Genomic DNA, 19,729 nt, shown 5'->3' on the forward strand with positions numbered 1-19,729 from the left:
GTCGGGCGCGGGGTTAGTAAATCCCGCCCTCCCTTTGCAAGAAATCGCTTGCGTCGGGCTGCGCCTCGGGCTGCGGGGCCTGGCGCACGACGGCGGGGCGGACGGCGACCTGTTCCTCCTCTTCTTCCTCGCGCTGGCGGAAGGAACGGCGGGGTTCGGTCTTGGGCTGGAACGCCTCCCAGATGACGGTCGAGAGGCGCTCTTCCTCACGCGGGAAGGCGCCATAGACGCGCTCGCCCGTGCGGCGGTCGATGCGCACGAAGCTGATGCCCTCGGGTGCGACAAAGGGCGTCTTGGGCGCATCGGCGAGCGCCTTTTCGGCGAATTGCAGGAAGACGGGGCCCGCGACGCTGCCGCCCTGGACCCAATTGCCGCCCATGTCGCGATTGTCATCATAGCCGATATAGGTGCCGGTCACGACGTCGGGGGTGCCCCCGACGAACCAGACGTTGGTCGGGCCGGTGGTGGTGCCGGTCTTGCCGAACAAGGGGCGGTCGAGCGCGGCGAGGCGCTGGGCGGTGCCGCGGGTGACGACGCCTTCCATGACATGGACCATCTGATAGGCGGCCATGGCGTCGACCAGCTGGCGGCCCCGCTTGGGCGGGCGCGGCATGGCGCCGCCGTCCCAGTCAGCCGCGTTGCAATTCTCCATCGCGGCGCAGCGATTGTCGGCGCGGTAGATGACCTTGCCCGAGCGGTCCTGGACATAGTCGATGAGGCTGGGGCGCACTTCGCGGCCATGGTTGGCGAGGATGGCATAGGCGTTGGTGAGCGCCATCGGCGTGACCTCGCCCGCGCCCAGCGCCATGGAGAGATATTCGGGATGATCGCCGAGACCGAGCTTCCTGGCATTGGCCATGACCTTGCCGATGCCGGTGTCGCTGGCGACGCGCACGGTCATGAGGTTGCGCGACTGTTCGACCCCCCAGCGCAGCGTCTTGGGGCCGGCATATTTGCCGTCGAAGTTGCGGAAGCATTTCTCGCCCAGCGCCGCACCCTGCCAGACGCAGAAGGGCGCATCGACCACGGTCGAGGCGGGCGTGTAGCCATTTTCGAGCGCGGTCAGGTAGACGATCGGCTTGAAGGCCGAACCCGGCTGGCGATTGGCCTGGGTGGCGCGGTTGAAGCTTGACCCCAAGACATCGAAGCCGCCCTGCATGGCGAGGACGCGGCCGGTGTCGACCTCCTGCGCCACGAAGGCGCCGCCGACGAGCGGGATCGAGCGCAGCGCGAAGCTGCCGTCGCCCTCGTCCTTGACGACGATGATCATGCCGGCGCTGAACTGGTCGAAGGCGATCCCGCCGCCACCGCGCACCGGCATGGTCGCGGCCGAGCGCGGCAGGGTCGCGGTCTCGCCGCCGACGAAGCCGATGGTGGCGCTGCCGCCTTCCTTGGACAGGACGACGGCCTTGCGCCAGTCGCCGAAACCGGTGCCGACATTGGCGATCCGGAGCTGGCTTTCCCAATCCTCGGTCATGTCGACGGTCATGCCCAGATCGCGCCAGCCGCGCGGCCCGTCGAAGCGGGCGAGTGCTTCGCGCAGCGCCTCGGCGGCGGCGTCCTGCATGACAGGCTTCATCGAGGTGCGGACCCACAGGCCGCCCGAATAGATGCCATTCTCGCCGTCCTCGGCATCCTCGCCATAGCGATCGAGCAGGTCGCGGCGCACTTCCTCGAGAAAATAGCCGCCGCGCTCGACGAAGGCCTGCGCACTGCCGGTGGGAATGGCGGTCAGGTCGGTGGCGATGGCGGTATCGCGCTGGGCGTCGGTGATGAAATTGTTGGCCGCCATCTGGGTGAGCACATAGTTGCGCCGCGCGGTGGCGCGCTCCTTGTTGCGCACGGGATGATAGTTGCTCGGCCCCTTGGGGATGGCGGCGAGATAGGCGACCTCGTGGAGGTCGAGTTCATCGACATCCTTGTCGAAATAGGCACGGGCAGCGGCCTGGACGCCATAGGCGTTGCGGCCGAGGAAGATCTCGTTGAGGTAGAGGGCGAGGATTTCCTGCTTGGTCAGCGTGTCCTCGATGCGGAAGGCGAGGACGGCCTCGCGGATCTTGCGGAGCACCGAATAATCGTCATCGCCCGACAGGTTCTTGGCGACCTGCTGGGTGATGGTCGAGGAGCCGCGCGAGCGCCCGCCGCCGGTGACGGTCTTGACGGTGAATTCGCCGATCGCCGCGACGAGGCCGGGATAATCGATGCCGCCGTGGGAGAAGAAGGTCTTGTCCTCGGCGGAGATGAAGGCCTGCACGACCTGGTCGGGATAATCTTCATAGGCCAGTTCGACGCGGCGCTGGCGCGCATAGGAGCCGACCAGTTCGCCGTCATAGCCGCGCACCATGGTCGGCAGGCTCGGGCGATAGGCGAGAATTTCCTCGCGGCTCATGGTGTTGGCGGCGGCGAGGAACATCACGCCCATGAGAAGGAGGAAGCCGGCCAGCGCGGCATAGGCGCCGAAGCGGAACCAGCGCTTCTCGCGCCAGGGGTCGAGATGCCGGTGCACGCGCGCGTTGAACGCGACCATATCGGGAAGACGGGCCATGCCTTGCTCCTAGCGCCGCGCGCCCGGCCTTACAATGAACCGAATCGGGCGGGCGCGATCAGTTGCCGGCGCGGCGCGCAAGGTCGGCCTCGATCGCCTGCGCCAGCGCCTCGACCAGCGGGGCGCGCCCGCCGGCGCTGCCCAGCCGCGCACCGTCGGCGCTGTTGGTGATATAGCCCGCCTCGAGCAGCACGCCGGGGACCTGGCCGAAGCGCAGGACGTAGAAATTGGCGAATTGGTGCGGGGTCGGGCGCAGCGGCACGTCGCCCACCGCCTCGGCGCGCCGGAGGATGCGGCGGGCGAAGGCGGCCGACTGGCTCATCTGATCGCGCAGGGCGAGGTCGGTGAGGAGGAATTCGACGGGCGCATCGGCATCGGACACGACCTGTCCGACGCGCTCGGCCTCGGCCTGCGCCAATGCGGCGGCCTCGGTGGTGGAGGCGATGTCGGCGAGCGAATAGACGGTGACGCCGGTGGCGCCCGCATTGGGCGCGGCGTCCATGTGGATGGAGACGAACAGGTCGGGCGACAAGCGCCGGGCGAGGTCGGCGCGCTGGTCGAGGGTCAGGGTGGCATCGCCGTCGCGCGACAGGGCGACACGCACCTGACCGCGCTGCGCCAGTCGGTCGCGCACCTCGCGCGCCATGGCCAGCGTCAGGTCCTTTTCGCGGGTGCCGCCCACCCCCACCGCGCCGCCGTCGCGCCCGCCATGGCCGGGGTCGATGAGGACGAGCGGCGCATCGGGACGCGCGGCCTCGCTGATGGTGATCTCGGCGATGGCATCGCTGAGTTCGAGCCGGACGCCGCCGCGCCGCGCCTCGCCGATCAGCGCGGTCTCGGCCTCGCGCCGCTGCGCCTCGGCACTGTCGTGCTCGGGCGCGGGGGCGAGTAGCCAGAGTCCGCCGAAGACGGCCAGCGCGATGAGGGCCAAGGGAAGAAGTCGCTTCATTCCCCTGCCCTATCGCGGCGAGCGTTTCGGAAAAAGGCCTGTCGGCATGGCGACACCATCTTGTAACGGGCGAATCGCGATGCTACCTCGTGAAGCGTCGAACCGGGGATACCCCCGTGCGTTCGACCCCGCGGGCGCCGCCCTGGCACCCCGAGAAGAGGTTGACGCTGCATGAGCCATCAAGGCGCCCATCTGACGCACGCTGCAAAGCGGCGCGGCGCGTGGCCCATGCATGCAGACGCATATTTCCAGTCACTTGCGCCCGTCCCGATGATGCGGACGCGCGCCCCCAACACGCCGGTATGCGAGGCGATCCTCGATCCCGGCCGGAGAATGTTTAATGTCCACGCGCATGTTGATCGATGCGCGCCACCCGGAAGAAACCCGGGTGGCGGTCGCCGACGGAAACCGCATTCAGGAATTTGATTTCGAATCCAGCGAGCACAAGCAGCTCAAAGGGAATATCTATCTGGCCAAGGTGACGCGGGTCGAACCCTCGCTACAGGCGGCCTTCATCGAATATGGCGGCAATCGCCACGGCTTTCTCGCGTTCAGCGAAATCCATCCCGATTATTATCAGATCCCCAAGGAAGATCGCGACCAGCTGCTCGCCGAAGAGGCCGAGCATGCCGCCGAGGAAGCGCGCCTTCGCGACGAGAGCGACGAGGAATCGCTCGATCCGCATCATGACGACGACGGCAAGGACGATCGCCCCGCCGAGCCCGAGGAAGAAGGCCTCGCCTCCGACGCCTCGCCGGTCGACGAGACAGCGGTCGAGCAGGTGCGCAACAAGCGCCGGGCGCTGCGTCGTCGCTACAAGATCCAGGATGTCATCCAGCGCCGCCAGGTGCTGCTCGTCCAGGTCGTCAAGGAAGAGCGCGGCAACAAGGGCGCCGCGCTGACCACCTATCTCAGCCTTGCGGGCCGCTATTGCGTGCTCATGCCCAACACCAGTCATGGCGGGGGCATCAGTCGCAAGATCTCCAACGGCGCCGACCGCAAGCGGTTGAAGCAGATCATGGCGGACCTGAAGCTGCCGCGCTCGATGGGCCTCATCGTGCGCACGGCCGGCCTGTCGCGCACCAAGACCGAGATCAAGCGCGACTTCGATTATCTCGCCCGCCTGTGGGACGAGATCCGCGACAAGACGCTCAAATCCGCTGCGCCCGCGCTCATCTATCGTGACAGCGACCTGGTGAAACGCGCGATCCGCGACCTTTATTCGCGCGAGATCGACGAGGTGCTGGTCGAGGGCGAGGACGGCTACAAGGCGGCGCGCCGCTTCATGAAGCTGCTCATGCCGAGCCATGTGAAGCGCGTGCAGCAATATGACGACCCCACCCCGATCTTCCAGCGCTATGGGATCGAGGACAGCCTGACGGGGATGTACAATCCGACCGTCCAGCTGAAATCGGGTGGCTATCTGGTTATCAACCCGACCGAGGCGCTGGTGTCGATCGACATCAACTCGGGCCGCTCCACCAAGGAGCATAATATCGAACAGACGGCGTTCCAGACGAACCTGGAAGCGGCCAAGGAAATCGCCCGCCAGCTGCGGCTGCGCGACATGGCGGGGCTGATCGTCATCGACTTCATCGACATGGAACAGAACAGCCATGTGCGGAAGGTCGAGCGGGCGATGAAGGATGCCTTGAAGACCGATCGCGCGCGTATCCAGGTCGGGCGGATTTCGTCCTTCGGCCTGTTGGAGATGAGCCGCCAGCGGCTGCGCACCGGGGTGCTCGAGGCCTCGACCCACGCCTGCCCGCATTGCGACGGCACCGGGCTGATGCGCACGGCGAGCTCGTCGGGATTGAGCGCGCTGCGCATGATCGAGGACGAGGCTGCGCGCGGCAAGGGCACGACGATCGTGCTGTGCGCCGGGCGCGAGGCGGCGATCTTCCTGTTGAACAAGAAGCGCGCCGAACTGGCCGAGGTCGAGGAACGCTATGGCGTGACCGTCGAGGTCGAGATCGACGAGCAGTTCGAGGGCGCCAAGATGCGCGTCGAATCGAAGGGCCCCCGCCCTGCCGAACGCCCCAAGAACAAGCCGATCGTCGATACCAAGCCCGAGCCCATCGAGGACGATGAGGACGAGGATGAGGACGATGTCGCGGAAGAACGCGACGAGGAGCGTGACGAGGATGACCGCGAGGATCGTCCCAAGCGTCGTCGCCGTCGTCGCGGCGGTCGGGGCCGTCGCCGCGGTGGCCGCGATCGTGACGAGCGTGCCGATGGCGACAGCGATGGCGACGAGGATGGCGGCGAAGAGGTGAAGGCCAAGGAAGAGGCGCCCATGGAGGACGGCTCGGACGAGGAAGAAAAGCCCAAAAAGCGTCGCACCCGCTCGCGCAAGAAGAAGGACGAGGGCGAAGAAGAGGCCAAAGCCGACGACACGCCCGAAGCCGAGGCCGAAGCAGCCGACGAGGACGTGAAGCCCAAGACCCGCCGTCGTCCGCGCGCCAAGAAGCCCGAGGCCGACACGGCCGACGAGGTGAAGGCGAAAGACGCCAAGCCCGAGCCCGAGGCCGAGACCGAGACCGAGGACAAGCCTGCGCCCAAGAAGCGCCGCAGCCGCGCCAAGAAGGCCGATGCGGACACCGGGGCGAAGGCGGAGGACAAGGCGCCCGAAAGTGCTGCCGAAGAGGGCGAGAAGCCCAAGAAGCGGCGCGCGACGCGGGCCAAGAAGACCGAGGACAAGCCCGACAGCGGCGAAGGCCCGGCAGAGCCGGCCGCCGGTTCGGCGACCACCGCCGCGGGCCGTCGTCCGCGCGCCAAGAAAGCGCCGGCCAAGGCCAAGGACACGGCAACAGCAACCGAGACCAAGGCCGCCAAGGCGCCGGCAGCAACGCCTGAAGCCGAAGCCCCCAAGCCGGCGGCAGATGTCCACAAGGAAATCGCCAGCGCCGACGGCGACAAGCCCGGGCCGCGCAAGGGCTGGTGGCAGCGCACCTTCGGCTAGGCCGAGGCGCACCGCCGCATCATGAACGACGCCGCATCGGGTCCGCCCGGTGCGGCGTTTTTCATGGACCATTCAGCGTCGAGCGCGCACAAGTCGGTCCCATGACGCGGCCCTTCCAACGCATCGCCGCCATTGCCGCGCTTCTCGCGCTGCTCTCGGCGCTCTCCATCCGTCCCGCCATGGCGCAGCAATTCCTGCGCGATGCCGAGACCGAAGCGCTGTTCGAGGACATCAGCGCGCCGCTGGTCGAGGCGGCGGGGATGCAGCCCGGCAATGTCGAATTCGTGCTGATCAACGACGACAGCATCAACGCCTTCGTCGCGGGCGGGCAGCGCGTCTATATCCATTCGGGCCTGATCACCGCATCCGATCATGTCGGCCAGTTGCAGGCGGTGATCGCGCACGAGCTGGGCCATGTGCAGGGCGGGCACATCATCCGCCTCCAGCAGGGCGCCTCCAAATCGACGGTCATTTCGATCGCCAGCCTCGTGCTTGGCGGGCTCGCCATGGCGGCGGGCAGCGGCGAGGCGGGCATGGGCGCGATGATGCTGGGCCAGCAGGTCGCGATGAGCCAGTTCCTCGCCTTCAGCCGCACGCAGGAAACCAGCGCCGATATCGCGGGCGCGCGCTACTTGAAGGCGGCGGGCATCTCGGGGCGCGGCTCGATCGAATTTTTCAAGAAGCTGCAGAACCAGGAATTCCGCCTCGCCATCCCGCAGGACAATAGCTACCAGCGCACCCACCCCCTGTCGGGCGAGCGTATTTCCTACCTCCAGAATATCTACGAGGAAGATGCGGCGTGGGAGCGCCCCAACGACCCCGAGCTCGAGGCGCGTTTCCAGCGAGTGAAGGCCAAGCTCATCGGTTATCTCGACCCGGCGCGGGCGCTGCGCGATTACCCCCCTGCCCAGCAGAGCGACATCGCGCAGGTCGCGCGCGCTTATGCCTATCATCAGGGCGCCTATCCCGAGCAGGCATTGAGCGAGATCGAGGCGCTGGTCGCGGCCGAGCCCGACGATCCCTTCCTTCTCGAACTGCACGGCCAGATCCTGCTCGAATCGGGTCGCCCCGACGAGGCGCTCGAGCCGCTGCGTCGCGCCGCGACGCTGGCGCCGGGCGAGCCGCTTATCGGCACGACGCTGGCGCACGCCTTGATCGCGACCGAGGACGAGGGAAATTTCGCCGAGGCGAAGAGCGTGTTGAAGCGTGCCGTGCTGCTCGATGAATATAACCCCTTCGCCTGGTACCAGCTCGGCGTAGTCTATGATCGCGAGGGCGATACGCCGCGCGCCGCGCTGGCGAGCGCCGAGCGCTATCACATGCTCGGCCAGCACAAGTTGGCGCTGGGGTCGGCCCGGATGGCGATGGCCAATCTGGGCTCGGGTCCGGACTTTATCCGGGCGCAGGATATCGCCATGGTCAGCGAACATGAACTGCGAAAAGCAGGCGAGGAGATTCGTTAGACCATGGCCAAGACTGTTTTCCTGAGCGCCGCCATCGGCGGGCTCGTGGGCGCTGCCGCGAGCGCCGCCATCTTCTATTCCGCCGCGCCCCAGTTGATGGGCGAACGGCTGGTGCGCGCCAGCCTGCTCGAGCATCCCGAGATCATCCTCGAGGCGGGCGACGTGCTGCGCGATCGCCAATATGCGCCGTTGATCGAGGCCAATCGGGCGCTGCTCGAGACGCCGTTCGAAGGCGCGGTGCAGGGCGCCTCGGCCGACGACGCCGATGTCGTGATGGTCGAATTCTACGATTATGCCTGCGGCTATTGTCGCCAGACCAAGCCCGACGTCGATCGGCTGGTCAAGGAGGATGACAAGCTGCGCGTTGTCTATCGCGAATTGCCCGTGCTCGGCCCCGACAGCATCATCGCCGCGCGCGCCAGCCTGGCGGCGGCCAAGGCGGGCAAGTTCACGACCTTCCACGACTTCCTTTATGCGCAGGGCACCCCCAACGAGGAGACGATCACCGCGGCGCTGGCCGAGGTCGGCCTGACGCTGGAGGATGCGCGCGACCCCGCCTTCGAAGCCGAGTTGCAGAAGAATTTCGAGCTCGCCAACGCGCTCGGCGCGAGCGGCACGCCGGTGTTCGTGATCGGCAATCGCGTCATCAATTCGGCCGATGGCTATGATGCCTACAAGCAGGCGATCGAGGCGGCGCGGCGCAGCGCGCAAAGCTAGGCGCTAGTCGGCGTCACCCTCGCGGTCGCGGCCGCGAAAGCCCTTGGCGACGACATACCATTCGCTCGAGCCCTTGCGGCTGGCGGGCGGCTTGGCGTGCTTCACGCTGTCGAAATTCCGGTTGAGCTGGGTGACGAGCGCCTTGTCGGCCCCGCCCGCGAGGACCTTGGCGACGAAAGCGCCGCCCGGTTCGAGCACTTCCAAGGCGAAGTCGAGCCCGGCCTCGACCAGCCCCATGGTGCGCAGATGGTCGGTCTGCTTGTGGCCGATGGTATTGGCCGCCATGTCGGAGATGACGAGATCGGCGGGGCCGCCCAGCGCGTCCTTGAGCATGGCGGGCGCGCTATCGTCCATGAAGTCCATTTCGAGCAGCGTGGCGCCCTCGATCGGGTCGGTCGGCAACAGGTCGATGCCGACGACGCGCGCGTTGGGGCATTTCTGGCGCACGACCTGCGTCCAGCCGCCGGGCGCCACGCCGAGGTCGACGACGCCCTTCACGCCCTTCAGGAGATCGAAGCGTTCGTCGAGTTCGAGCAGCTTGTAGGCGGCGCGGCTGCGATAGCCGTCGGCCTTGGCGGCCTTCACGTAGGGATCGTCCAATTGGCGTTGCAGCCAGCGCGTCGAGGCGGCGCTGCGCCGCCGTGCGGTCTTGACCCGCTGCTTGCCCGTGCCGCCGCGGCCGCGGCCTGTCGTCCTGCTCATAGCTGATATCCATCGCGCGCCATGAGGCTGCGCAAGATGCCTTCGCGAATGCCGCGATCGGCGATGCCGAGGTCGGTCGCGGGCCAGATGTCGAGGATCGCCTCGAGGATCGCGCAGCCCGCCACGACGAGATCGGCGCGCTCGGTGCCGATGCACGGCAGGCTGGCGCGCCCGGCGGGATCGCGCTCGGCGATGGTGGTGGTGATGTGGCGCATCGCATCGACCGGGACGTGCAGGCCGTCGACGGCGCGGCGATCGTAGCTCGGCAGTTCGAGATAGACCGAGGCCAAGGTGGTGACGGTGCCGCTGGTACCGAGGAGGCGGATGTCGCCGCGGTCCTTGGGCAGCCATTCGGCGAAGCGGGCAAAGCCGTCGCGGGCGCGGCGGCGCATCCGGTCATAGGCGGCGACGCGGTCTGGCCCTTCGATATTGGGGCGGCCCTCGCTCTCGGTCAGGCTGACGACGCCCCAGGGGGCCGACCACCAGGCACGGATGCGAGGAATGTCGCCATCGGGCTCGACCAGCACCAGCTCGGTCGAGCCGCCGCCGATGTCGAAGATGACGGCGGGGCCGTCGCCGGGGCCGAGGAGCTTGTGACAGCCGAGCACGGCGAGCCGGGCTTCTTCCTGCGGCGGGATGATGTCGAGGAGGATGCCGGTTTCGCGGCGGACGCGGTCGACGAACTGGCGGCCGTTGGCGGCGCGGCGGCAGGCCTCGGTCGCGACCGAGCGCGAGAGGGTGACGTTGCGGCGCTTCAATTTCTGCGCGCAGACGCCCAGCGCGGCGACGGCGCGGTCCATCGATTCATCGGACAGGCGGCCAGAGGCGGCGAGCCCCTCGCCCAATCGGACGATGCGGCTGAAGGCGTCGATAACCGTAAACCCCTCGCCGCCGTCGGGACGGGCGATGAGCAGACGACAATTATTGGTGCCGAGATCGAGCGCCCCATAGCTGGGGTTGGCCCGGCCACGCGGGGCCGCGTCGCTGCGCGCTCCTCGCGGGCGTCCGGCGCGTCGGCGACGCGGCGGAGCCTGTCTTGCGGCGTCTTGCGCCATAACGATAATCTTCCAACACGACACCGCGGCCGGGAATACGCCCGCGGCTGACCTGAGACTGTTTTAACCCTCTTTTGCCGGTTCGCGCAACCGCATAGCCCACGCATCGGTTGACAGGGTGTCGGCGGGTGATTATCAGCCCGCCCACGCGCTTCGGAGCGGCACCTGCCGCGCCCGTGAGTTGCCCCATCGTCTAATGGTAAGACTACGGACTCTGAATCCGTCAATCGTGGTTCGAATCCACGTGGGGCATCCAGCGCTTTTCCGAAAAATCAGTGAGATGCGCGGCTAGCGCCCGCGTTCGATGACGCGGCGCTCGATGGTGGCGTCGGCGAAGGCATGGCGGATGACCGCGATCGCGCGTTCGACGTCGGCGGCGCCGCACATGAAGATGTCGAAGGCGGCAAAGCCATGTTCGGGCCAGCTGTGGACGCTGATGTGCGATTCGGCGAGCATCAGCATGCCGGTCACCCCCTGCCCTTCCCCGAAATGATGGAAATGGGCGGCGATGACGCGGGCGCGGGCGGCCTCGGCGGCCTCGCGCATGATGCGTTCGAGCTGCGCGGGATCATCGAGGCCGTGCGCGATGCCGCGACAGTCGAGCAGCGCGTGATTGCCAGCCGTGCCTATCTCATTCGCCATAGCGGCGCCATTCCCTTGTGAAGAGACGCACCAGCGCCTGGTTGTCGAGCCGATTGATGCCCGGTGGCTCGGCCCGCATGTCGGGGGCGAAATCGTAAAGACGCGCTTCGCCCTCTTCGGTCAGGAAGCGTAGGTCATCGGGGATGAAGAGAAGCTTACGATGGATCGCGGCAGGCGCGCCGGCGAGGTGGAAGCCCCATTCGCCGAAGCTCGGGACGTAGACGTGAAAGGGGCGGACCGGCAGCCCGGCGGCCTCGAGCGTGGCGCCGACCATGGCGAAGCTTTGCGGGGTCACATAGGCCGACCCCGACTGGACCGACGCCACCCCGCCGGGAGCGAGGAGGCGGGCGATGCCGCGATAGAAGGTGCGGCTGTAGAGCTTGCCGATCGAATGGTTGGTCGGATCGGGCAGATCGATGATGACGACGTCGAAGCGGCTGGGTTCATCGCGCACCCAGGTGAACGCATCGGCATTGATGGTGGTGACGCGCGGATCATCGAAGGCGGCCTGGTTGATGGCCGCAAGCGCGGGGGCAGAGGAGAAGAGCTTGGTGATGGCGGGGTCGAGGTCGACCAGCACGGCCTCGCGCACGCCGTCATGCTTGAGCACTTCCCGGAGCGCGAGGCCGTCGCCACCGCCGAGAATGAGGACGCGGGACGGGCGCTGGACGCGGCCCAGCGCGGGCCAGACGAGGGCTTCGTGATAGCGATATTCATCGCGCGCCGAGAATTGGAGGTTGCCGTCGAGATAGAGGCGCAGATCCTCGTGGCGGCGGGTGAGCGCGATGCGCTGATAGGGACTCGACACTGCATAGACGACGGGGTCGTCGTAGAGCTGGCCTTCCGAGAAGGACTGGAGCTTTTCGGAGAAGATGGCGCCCGCGAAGAGGATCAGCGTGACCAGCACGGCGGCGACGCGCTCCGCTGCCAGGAACGGGTCGCGGCGCAGGCGGAAGACGAGCAGCAGCGCGACGAGGATATTGGCAAGCCCGACGATGAAGCCGCCGCGGATGAGCCCGACGAAGGGCACGATGAGCAGCGGGAAGAGGAGGCTGGCCGCCAGCGCACCGATATAGTCGTAGGTCAGCACGTTGGAGACGAGGTCGCCGAAGCTGTAGCGGCCCTTGAGGATGTTGATGAGGAGCGGAATCTCGAGCCCGACGAGGAAGCCGATGAGGAGGACGAGGCCGTAGAGGATGGGCCGGAAGTCGTCGACCAGCGGGAAGAGCAAGAACAGCATCGCGCCCGATGCGCCGCCGATGAGCGCGATCATCACCTCGACGCGCACGAACCAGCGCAGATGGTCACGCTTGACGTAGCGCGAGAACCAGCTGCCGATCCCCATGGCGAAGAGATAGGTGCCGATGACGGTCGAGAATTGGGTGACGCTGTCGCCGAGGAGATAGGTGGCGATGGTGCCCGCGAGCAGTTCGTAAACGAGCCCGCAGGTCGCCACGACGAAGACCGAGACGAGGAGGACGAGGCTGAGATCGGGGGTGTCGCCCCGCACCGCATCTCCGCCGCCGGTTCCAGCGCCGGGGGCGGCGGGCGTGGCCGCCTGCCCCCGCGCGTCGTCAGCCATGGATCGCGGCGGCGACGATGATAGCGATGCCGAGCGCGCCCGCCCCCGCCAGCGTGGCGACGGCGCGGTTCTGCTTCTCGATGATCTCGGCCCACAATTTGCCGGGGGTGAGCAGGTCGATGACGATGAAGGAGACGAGGAAGGTCACGACCCCCATCAGCGAATAAGCGAGGCTGGCGAGGAAGGTATCCATGTTGAGCATGATGCTGCCTTTCGTGTGAATTGGTCGCGTGACTATTTGTGGGTGGGGCCCCCGCCCCGGCTGTAGGCGCCCGCGCCACCCGCCGAGCGGCCGTCGCCGAAGGGCGAATAGCCGGCATAGGCGGCCGCCGCGAAGGCGACGCCCGCGGCCAGCGCCCAGAGGAGGAAGACGATCTTCTTGGTCATGCGCGGCCTTTCCTAGTAAAATTCATCATAATCCTCGCGCCGGTCGGTCTCGAATTTCGACGCCTTGGAAAAGATCCAAAAGAGCGGCGCGCCGAGGGCGAGGAGGAGGAGGATGAAATTGGAGAAGAAGGTGCCGCCGGTGCCTGCGCGCACGGTGATCGAGCGATTGGCCGTGGCGCTGGGATCGGCGGCATTGCGATAACGCAGATTGAGCTGGCTCGCCTCGCTATATTCGTCCTCGGGACGATAGATGATCGCTTCCAGTTCGTAGCGACCGGGGGCGACGGCGGGCAGCTTCAAGGTGCCGCGCGTGCGATCCTCGCGCCAACTGCCTTCGTAATCGCTGCCGAAATAATATTCGACCGGCTGGTTGGCGATGCGCGCGGCGTCGCTGTCCATATTGGTGAGGACATATTCGACGTCGAGCCAATTGTTGTTGCCCGGTACGCCGTGCGTCTCGATGATGAAGGGGCGCGGGCGGCCGGTGATGTCGAAGGTGCCGATGGTGACTTCGGGGCTCTCGCCGGCGGTCGGCACGCGCACGGTGCGCTCGAGCTTCTGCCCGCTGCCGCTGAACAGGATCATGAGGATGATGGCGACCGCGATGACGGCGGCCGAGACCGTGGCGGCAAAGGAGAGAAGCGAGCCCCAGGGATTGGGGTGGTGCGGCAGCGGCGAGTAGCTGGTCGCGGGATATTGACCGCTGTCGTCGGTGCCAAAGGCGGCGGCAATGTCGCGCGAGGGGACGAAGCGCTCCTCGAGCCACTCATATTCGTCGCTCGAGACTTCGCAGGACAGGAGGTGCTCGCCCGAAACGAAGGCCTTATTCTGTGTCTGGTCGCCGCGCTTCACATGCCAGTAAAATTCGCCGAGGACATAGTCGACGCGGGCGTGGGCGAGCTTGTGGCACTGGCGGTATCGGCGTCCGTCATGGTCGAAGTCATAGGCATTGCCTGCAGCGGGCTGCGCCATCAGCGGAGTGCCGAAGCTCCAGCCGGCGTGCTGGTGCACGAGCCAGCGATAGCCGTGATAGGGATTGAACAGGAGATATTCGGACCAGCGGTCGCATTCGCCCGTCTCTTCCTGTAATTCGAGATAGCCGATCACTGCCCATTCGACGTCGAACAGCGGGCCGCGCGTGCCGAGCGGCAGCGTGAGCGCGGCGCCCGCCTGCGCCTTTTCGGCGACGAGCTTGATCTCGGAAGTGGCGACGTCGAGCGCGCTGCCGCAATATTGGCAGACGATGAGGGTGGTGAACCCTGCCGCGCGCAATTCGAGGCTGCCGCCGCAGGACGGGCAGTCGATCGCCTTGACCGACGGGGTCGCGATGGTCTGATAATCGTTCATGCGACCCCCTCGAAACGAGGCGCGGCCCAGTCATCGAAGCGCCGCAGCCCGCGCGGGGCGAGTTCATCGAGGCGGCGATAATCGCCCATCCACAGCCCGGCGCCATTGGCATCGCGCTGATAGGTCAGCGCGACCCCCAGCTTGTGGCGACAGTCGAGCGAGACGCGCTCGAAACGGGCGGGGACGACATGGGGCAGATGCCCTTCGCTGGCGATGCAGCGGATGGTCTTCACGTCGGCGACGGTGAAATATTGGTCGCGCAGCTTGATCTGCTTGCCGAGCGCGGCGCGGCCGCGGCGCGACAGGGCGTCGATGCTCTCCATGACCGCGGGCTCGGGCTCGATCGGCGACATCATCATGTAGAGGCCGGTTTCCTCGGCGACCCAGGCGTGGCGGCCGCCGGGGAGTTCACACAGCCATTCGTTCCAGCTGCCGCGCGTCCAGGCCCAGCGTTCGCGCCCGACGAGGACGCCGCGCGTGCCTTCGATCATGAGGCTGGTGCCGAGTTGCAGGGGGCTGACGTCGAAGGGCATATGGCCGCTGTCGCCGACCTTCTCGATTCCGCCGCGCTCGATCATGAGCATGGAATCGCACGAGGCGCAGGTGACCACCGGCAGGCCGGGCAGCGCGCCCTCGACGCCGGCGCCGCATTGCGGGCAGTTCAACGCATCCACTTTGCCGCTCCCCCCGAAGCCCGCTAGCCCAGCCGGGCCAGCAATTCGGCCTTCTTGGCGTTATATTCCTCTTCGGACAAGGCGCCTGCGACGTGCAGCTTGTGCAGCTTCTCGATCAGTTCGAGCGGATCGCCCTGCGGTTCGGGCGAAGATGCGGCCGGAGCGGAGGACGGCGCGGCGATCTGGGGGGCGTTGCCGAGCCCGCCCGCCATCACCTGCCCCATCGCCATGGCCGCTGCGATGCCAGCGCCAGCGCCAGCGACGCCGCCCGAGGCGCTTGCGGCTTCATCGAGCGTGTCGGCCGCCTTGAAGCGGGCATATTGATCGAGGTCGCCGATGGCGCGCATCGAGCCGCCGCTGTCGATCGCTTCCTGCACCGCCTCGGGCAGCGACAGGCTTTCGACGAACAGGCTGGGTATCTCGATGCCCCACTGGTCGGTGGCATTGTCGGCGGCCTGCCTGAGCTTGTCGGACAAGGCCTGCTGGTTGGCGGCAAGGTCGAGGAAGGGGATGTCGCCCGCGCCCAGCACGGCGGCAAGGCTGGTGGCGATGATCGAGCGCATCTGCGCCTCCATCTCGGCGACATGCAGTTCGGCGAGATTGGCGAAGGTGGTGCGGTAGAAATGCTCGACGTCGCCGATGCGGAAGGAATAGGTGCCGAAGGCGCGGATGCGCAGGACGCCGAATTCGGGGTCGCGGACGGTGATCGGCTGGGCGGTCCCCCATTTGAGGCCGGTCTGTTCGCGCGTCGAGAAGAAGGTGACGTCGGACTTGAAGGGCGATTTGAAGCCCTTGTCCCAATTCTTCAGGTTGGTGAGCAGCGGCAGCGTGTCGGTGTCGAGCTTGAACAGCCCGGCGGGCAGGCAGTCGGTCACCTCGCCATTGTTGAGGAAGATCGCCTGTTGCCCGTCGCGCACCGTGAGCTGGGCGCCATATTGGATTTCATTGTCCTCCATCGGCACGCGCCAGGCGAGTTGGCCGGGGGACTGCTCCCATTCGATGACGTCGATGAACTGCTTGGAAAAGAACCCCATTTTTTCCCCACGCGACAGGCTGAAACACTCGCAGGGGATATCAGCATGAAGCGGCATCGGCGGCAAGGGAAAGCGCGCGCGTCCGACGTGAAAAAGCCGCGCTCGCCACTGTCGGACGAGCGCGGCTTTCGCTGTTTCATCGGGCCAAACGGGGCCGGGTGAGCAAGAGCTCCCCGGCCCCGCCCTCTCAATTGTAACGAGAGAGAGGCCCGTCGGCGCCCCCGCGTGGCGGGGACGAAAACTCTTAGCTCTGGTAGAAGATGTGGGTGCCGACCTTGGCGACTTCGTTGAAGGCGGGAGCCCAATGCGGATTGACGTAGTCGGCATGGTACCAGAGCACCTCGCCACGCACGACTTCATAGGCGTCGTCGATGGCGACCTGGGCGACGGCCTTGGCGGTGTCCCAGGGCTTCATCTCGGTGATGCGCGGGAAGCGACGGTTCTGGACGAAGCTGAACTGCGCCTTCTGCTTGATGACGTCGCACCAATTGTCGGGATAGCGCTCGCTCTCGGTGCGGTTGATCACCACGTCGGCGACCGCCAGCTGCCCCTCGAGGCTCTCGCCGCGCGCTTCGAAATAGATCGCGTTGGCGAGGCACCATTCCTGTTCGGTGAGTTCGCTATCGGCGATGCCGCGATTGTTCTCGACCATCTCGTCGAGCGTGAACTGCTCGTCCTCGGCGATCTCCGCAGCGCGGTCGAGGAAGGCGGCGCGGGTGGCGTCGTCGAGACCCGGACCCGTGGCGGCAGTGATGTGGGCGGAAACCTGGGCGCCACCGGCGGTGGCAAGCAAAGCGGCACCAATGACGGGCGCGAGGCCCGAACTACGAAGCTTGATCAATTGTGTCTCTTATGACGTGCGGCCGTGCGTTCATCCGCCAGCAGGCTCGTCCCTGCTAGTGCGGCGGTTGATCCGACTTGTCCGTCTCGCTCTCGCTCTCCACCAACCCTCCACGGCGGTGCGAGCCCTCGCTCTCTCTCGTTACAAGGATCAATTTAGTTCCTTGTTGAAATAAAAAAAGGCGCCGAGCGGTAAACGGATGTTGCACTGCGACGAAATGTGCAACCCGTTGTTTTTCTTGGGTTTTTCTTTCGAATACATGAACGAATAGCTGTCCGTTAAATGAACGAAAAAGGCCCCCGCCGCAGTTCATCGGCGAGGGCCTTCGGTTCGTCGGCGGGCGATATTTCGCCCTTTTGTCCGAATCAGACGGCAGCAGCGTCCTTGCGGCTCATCTTCTTGCGCTCATGCGTGTCGAGATAGCGCTTGCGCAGGCGGATGGCGCCGGGCGTGACCTCGACCAGTTCATCGTCCTGGATATAGGCGATGGCCTGTTCGAGCGTCATGCGACGCGGCGGGGTGAGGCGGATGCCTTCATCCTTGCCCGAGGCGCGGAAGTTGGTGAGCTGCTTGGACTTCTGGGCGTTGACCTCGAGGTCCTGCGGCTTGGCATTCTCGCCGATCACCATGCCCGCATAGAGCGGGTCGCCGGGCGAGATGAAGAGGATGCCGCGATCTTCGAGCGCGTTCAGCGCATAAGCGACTGCATCGCCTTTCTCCATCGAGATGAGCGCACCATTCTGGCGACCCTCGATCTTGCCCTTGTAGGGGCCGTAGCGTTCGAACACGCGGTTCATGATGCCGGTGCCGCGGGTGTCCGACAGGAACTCGCCGTGATAGCCGATGAGGCCGCGCGAGGGGGCGCTGAAGGTCAGGCGGGTCTTGCCTTGGCCCGAGGGACGCATGTCGGTCATCTCGGCCTTGCGCATCGCCATCTTCTCGACGACGGTGCCCGAATAATCGTCATCGACGTCGACGACGACGGTTTCATAGGGCTCCTCGCGGCCGTCGGGACCGTCCTTGAGGAGGACGCGCGGGCGGCTGATCGACAATTCGAAGCCCTCGCGGCGCATATTCTCGATGAGCACGCCAAGCTGCAGTTCGCCGCGGCCGGCGACCTCGAAGGCATCCTTGTCGGCGCTTTCGCTGACGCGGATCGCGACATTGGTCTCGGCCTCGCGCTCGAGGCGCTCGCGGATGACGCGGCTCTGCACCTTGTCGCCGTCCTGGCCGGCGAAGGGGCTGTCGTTGACCGCGAAGGTCATGCTGAGCGTCGGCGGATCGATTTCCGAGGCCGGGACCGGCTCGGTGATGGTCGGGGTGCCGATGGTATTCGACACGGTCGCGGTCATGAGGCCGGCGATGGCGACGATGTCGCCCGCCTTGGCCGTCTCGACCGGCACGCGTTCGAGGCCCTGGAAGGCGAACAGCTTGGAGATGCGCGCGTCTTCGACCTTGTTGCCGTTGACGTCGATGGCGCGAACGGGATCGCCGACCTTCAAGGTGCCCTGCTCGATGCGGCCGGTCAGGATGCGGCCGAGGAAGTTGTCGCGGTCGAGGAGCGTGGCGAGCATCTTGAACTCGCCCTCGGTGTCGAGACCGGGTGCGGGGACATGGTCGACGATCGTTTCGAACAGCGGCGTGAGATTGCCCTCGCGCGCCGCCGGATCGGTCGAGGCGAAGCCCGAGCGGCCCGAGGCGTAGAGCGCAGGAAAGTCGAGCTGTTCGTCATTGGCATCGAGCGTCAGGAAGAGTTCGAACACCTCGTCGAGCACCTCGGCCTCGCGCGCATCGGGGCGGTCGATCTTGTTGACGACGACGATGGGGCGAAGGCCGAGGCCGAGCGCCTTCTGGCAGACGAACTTGGTCTGGGGCATCGGGCCTTCGGCGGCATCGACGAGCAGGATCACGCCGTCGACCATCGAGAGGATGCGTTCCACCTCGGCGCCGAAGTCGGCGTGGCCGGGAGTGTCGACGATGTTGATGCGCACGGGCTCGCGGCCCTCGCCTTCCCACACGATCGAGGTGCATTTGGCGAGGATGGTGATCCCGCGCTCTTTTTCGAGGTCGTTCGAATCCATCGCGCGTTCTTCCACGCGCTGGTTGTCGCGGAAGGTGCCCGACTGGCGGAAAAGCTGGTCGACGAGGGTAGTCTTGCCATGATCGACGTGCGCGATGATGGCTACGTTGCGAAGCTGCATGTATCTTGTCCGGTTAGGAGGTTTGGCGGCCCCCTAGCCGAAAAGACGGTGCAATCCTAGTCCAATAGCGTCGGTTAGCGCTGAAAGGGCGGCATGCGCCCCGCGGCGGCATCGCGGCGGCTCTGGTGATAGACGGCGGCGAGCAGGTGCACGACGAGCAGCGCACCGAAGGCCCAGACATAGGTCGCATGCGCCTCGCCCGCCCATTCGGCGACCGCCTCGGAGATGCCGGGGACGCTGGGGAAGACGAGCCCGAACTTCAAGTCGACCCAGCCGCCGCCCTTCGACACCGCCATGAGCCCGCCTAGCGGAATGGCGACGAGGAAGACGTAGAGGAGGAAGTGGCTGACCACCGCGGCGACGCGTTCCCATTTCGGCAGGCGCTCGGGCTGCGCCGGCGCGGTGCTGACGAAGCGTGTCGCGAGACGCAGGAAGACGACGAGGATGAGCGCCGCGCCGATGGTCTTGTGCCATTCGAACATGTCGACGCGCGCCGCACTGCCGCGCTCATAGACCTTATGGAAGAGCCAACCGGTAGTGAATTGCGCGATGACCAGCGCGGCGGCAAGCCAGTGCCAGAAGGCGGCGAGCGCGGAATAGCGAATGTGCGGCTTTTGCATGGATCCCC

17 protein-coding genes and 1 tRNA gene are annotated in these 19,729 nt (G+C 66.4%); 4 read left to right on the top strand and 14 right to left on the bottom strand.

Going from position 1 to position 19,729, the window contains the following annotated elements; translation table 11 throughout:
- Positions 1-13: 13 nt before the first annotated feature.
- Positions 14-2,545 (bottom strand): penicillin-binding protein 1A, encoded by a 2,532-nt coding sequence (locus tag NUW51_RS06925; protein WP_265564041.1) that lies wholly within the window; start codon positions 2,543-2,545, stop codon positions 14-16.
- 58 nt (positions 2,546-2,603) lie between these two features.
- Complete coding sequence (locus tag NUW51_RS06930) at positions 2,604-3,494, bottom strand: N-acetylmuramoyl-L-alanine amidase family protein (RefSeq protein ID WP_265564042.1); 891 nt, start codon at positions 3,492-3,494, stop codon at positions 2,604-2,606.
- Positions 3,495-3,834: 340 nt separating this feature from the next.
- Here NUW51_RS06930 and NUW51_RS06935 point away from each other — a divergent pair, with 340 nt between their 5' ends.
- From NUW51_RS06935 to NUW51_RS06945, 3 genes are all read left to right on the top strand, one after another.
- A complete protein-coding gene (locus NUW51_RS06935) occupies positions 3,835-6,456 on the top strand; it encodes an Rne/Rng family ribonuclease (protein ID WP_265564045.1) in 2,622 nt (873 codons plus the stop codon).
- Positions 6,457-6,557: 101 nt separating this feature from the next.
- The gene (locus NUW51_RS06940) at positions 6,558-7,919 is read left to right on the top strand and encodes a M48 family metalloprotease (protein ID WP_265564047.1); all 1,362 of its coding nucleotides are present in this window, start codon (positions 6,558-6,560) and stop codon (positions 7,917-7,919) included.
- Positions 7,920-7,922: 3 nt separating this feature from the next.
- Complete coding sequence (locus NUW51_RS06945; protein WP_265564049.1) at positions 7,923-8,636, top strand: DsbA family protein; 714 nt, start codon at positions 7,923-7,925, stop codon at positions 8,634-8,636.
- A gap of 3 nt (positions 8,637-8,639) precedes the next feature.
- On the opposite strand, the gene NUW51_RS06950 is transcribed toward NUW51_RS06945, so the two are convergent.
- Together NUW51_RS06950 and NUW51_RS06955 are read right to left on the bottom strand one after the other, a co-directional pair.
- Positions 8,640-9,338, bottom strand: a complete 699-nt coding sequence (locus NUW51_RS06950; protein WP_265564051.1) for an RlmE family RNA methyltransferase — start codon at positions 9,336-9,338, stop codon at positions 8,640-8,642.
- Positions 9,335-10,393 carry a Ppx/GppA phosphatase family protein gene (locus NUW51_RS06955; protein WP_265564054.1) on the bottom strand — a complete coding sequence of 353 codons (1,059 nt, stop codon included), beginning with the start codon at positions 10,391-10,393 and terminating at the stop codon, positions 9,335-9,337. Before NUW51_RS06955 ends, NUW51_RS06950 begins: the two co-directional genes overlap by 4 nt.
- A 182-nt stretch (positions 10,394-10,575) precedes the next feature.
- Here NUW51_RS06955 and NUW51_RS06960 point away from each other — a divergent pair.
- Positions 10,576-10,649, top strand: a tRNA-Gln gene (locus tag NUW51_RS06960).
- 32 nt (positions 10,650-10,681) lie between these two features.
- On the opposite strand, the gene speD is transcribed toward NUW51_RS06960, so the two are convergent.
- The 10 genes from speD to NUW51_RS07010 all read right to left on the bottom strand — a co-directional run bounded on the left by speD (position 10,682) and on the right by NUW51_RS07010 (position 19,721).
- Positions 10,682-11,035 carry an adenosylmethionine decarboxylase gene (speD, locus tag NUW51_RS06965; RefSeq protein WP_265564055.1) on the bottom strand — a complete coding sequence of 118 codons (354 nt, stop codon included), beginning with the start codon at positions 11,033-11,035 and terminating at the stop codon, positions 10,682-10,684.
- The gene (locus NUW51_RS06970; protein WP_265564057.1) at positions 11,025-12,617 is read right to left on the bottom strand and encodes a polyamine aminopropyltransferase; all 1,593 of its coding nucleotides are present in this window, start codon (positions 12,615-12,617) and stop codon (positions 11,025-11,027) included. The genes speD and NUW51_RS06970 overlap by 11 nt, the downstream gene beginning before the upstream one ends.
- The gene (locus NUW51_RS06975) at positions 12,610-12,819 is read right to left on the bottom strand and encodes a DUF350 domain-containing protein (protein WP_265564059.1); all 210 of its coding nucleotides are present in this window, start codon (positions 12,817-12,819) and stop codon (positions 12,610-12,612) included. The genes NUW51_RS06970 and NUW51_RS06975 overlap by 8 nt, the downstream gene beginning before the upstream one ends.
- A gap of 32 nt (positions 12,820-12,851) precedes the next feature.
- Complete coding sequence (locus NUW51_RS06980) at positions 12,852-13,004, bottom strand: hypothetical protein (RefSeq protein ID WP_265564061.1); 153 nt, start codon at positions 13,002-13,004, stop codon at positions 12,852-12,854.
- Between the two features lie 12 nt (positions 13,005-13,016).
- The gene (locus tag NUW51_RS06985) at positions 13,017-14,351 is read right to left on the bottom strand and encodes a DUF4178 domain-containing protein (protein WP_265564063.1); all 1,335 of its coding nucleotides are present in this window, start codon (positions 14,349-14,351) and stop codon (positions 13,017-13,019) included.
- Complete coding sequence (locus NUW51_RS06990; RefSeq protein WP_265564065.1) at positions 14,348-15,025, bottom strand: DUF4178 domain-containing protein; 678 nt, start codon at positions 15,023-15,025, stop codon at positions 14,348-14,350. Before NUW51_RS06990 ends, NUW51_RS06985 begins: the two co-directional genes overlap by 4 nt.
- Positions 15,026-15,048: 23 nt before the next feature.
- On the bottom strand, positions 15,049-16,059 hold the full coding sequence (locus NUW51_RS06995; RefSeq protein WP_265564067.1) for an SPFH domain-containing protein: 1,011 nt from the start codon (positions 16,057-16,059) through the stop codon (positions 15,049-15,051).
- 244 nt (positions 16,060-16,303) lie between these two features.
- Positions 16,304-16,900 carry a cell wall hydrolase gene (locus NUW51_RS07000; RefSeq protein ID WP_265564069.1) on the bottom strand — a complete coding sequence of 199 codons (597 nt, stop codon included), beginning with the start codon at positions 16,898-16,900 and terminating at the stop codon, positions 16,304-16,306.
- Between the two features lie 365 nt (positions 16,901-17,265).
- A complete protein-coding gene (gene typA / locus NUW51_RS07005; protein ID WP_265564071.1) occupies positions 17,266-19,101 on the bottom strand; it encodes a translational GTPase TypA in 1,836 nt (611 codons plus the stop codon).
- A 74-nt stretch (positions 19,102-19,175) separates the two neighbouring features.
- Positions 19,176-19,721, bottom strand: coding sequence for a cytochrome b (locus NUW51_RS07010; RefSeq protein ID WP_265564074.1), 546 nt, complete (start codon positions 19,719-19,721; stop codon positions 19,176-19,178).
- Positions 19,722-19,729 lie beyond the last annotated feature (8 nt).

The sequence above is a fragment of the Sphingomicrobium arenosum genome (assembly GCF_026157085.1).
GTDB classification, from domain to species: domain Bacteria; phylum Pseudomonadota; class Alphaproteobacteria; order Sphingomonadales; family Sphingomonadaceae; genus Sphingomicrobium; species Sphingomicrobium arenosum.

Excerpts from the sequence above, each read along its gene's own strand:
- NUW51_RS07010 (WP_265564074.1), bottom strand. The coding sequence starts at position 19,721 with ATGCAAAAGCCGCACATTCGCTATTCCGCGCTCGCCGCCTTCTGGCAC.
- NUW51_RS06945 (WP_265564049.1), top strand. The coding sequence starts at position 7,923 with ATGGCCAAGACTGTTTTCCTGAGCGCCGCCATCGGCGGGCTCGTGGGC.
- NUW51_RS06985 (WP_265564063.1), bottom strand. The coding sequence starts at position 14,351 with ATGAACGATTATCAGACCATCGCGACCCCGTCGGTCAAGGCGATCGAC.
- NUW51_RS06930 (WP_265564042.1), bottom strand. The coding sequence starts at position 3,494 with ATGAAGCGACTTCTTCCCTTGGCCCTCATCGCGCTGGCCGTCTTCGGC.
- NUW51_RS06975 (WP_265564059.1), bottom strand. The coding sequence starts at position 12,819 with ATGCTCAACATGGATACCTTCCTCGCCAGCCTCGCTTATTCGCTGATG.
- NUW51_RS06955 (WP_265564054.1), bottom strand. The coding sequence starts at position 10,393 with ATGGCGCAAGACGCCGCAAGACAGGCTCCGCCGCGTCGCCGACGCGCC.
- NUW51_RS06925 (WP_265564041.1), bottom strand. The coding sequence starts at position 2,545 with ATGGCCCGTCTTCCCGATATGGTCGCGTTCAACGCGCGCGTGCACCGG.
- NUW51_RS06970 (WP_265564057.1), bottom strand. The coding sequence starts at position 12,617 with ATGGCTGACGACGCGCGGGGGCAGGCGGCCACGCCCGCCGCCCCCGGC.
- NUW51_RS06995 (WP_265564067.1), bottom strand. The coding sequence starts at position 16,059 with ATGGGGTTCTTTTCCAAGCAGTTCATCGACGTCATCGAATGGGAGCAG.
- speD (WP_265564055.1), bottom strand. The coding sequence starts at position 11,035 with ATGGCGAATGAGATAGGCACGGCTGGCAATCACGCGCTGCTCGACTGT.
- NUW51_RS06980 (WP_265564061.1), bottom strand. The coding sequence starts at position 13,004 with ATGACCAAGAAGATCGTCTTCCTCCTCTGGGCGCTGGCCGCGGGCGTC.
- typA (WP_265564071.1), bottom strand. The coding sequence starts at position 19,101 with ATGCAGCTTCGCAACGTAGCCATCATCGCGCACGTCGATCATGGCAAG.
- NUW51_RS06950 (WP_265564051.1), bottom strand. The coding sequence starts at position 9,338 with ATGAGCAGGACGACAGGCCGCGGCCGCGGCGGCACGGGCAAGCAGCGG.
- NUW51_RS06935 (WP_265564045.1), top strand. The coding sequence starts at position 3,835 with ATGTCCACGCGCATGTTGATCGATGCGCGCCACCCGGAAGAAACCCGG.
- NUW51_RS06940 (WP_265564047.1), top strand. The coding sequence starts at position 6,558 with ATGACGCGGCCCTTCCAACGCATCGCCGCCATTGCCGCGCTTCTCGCG.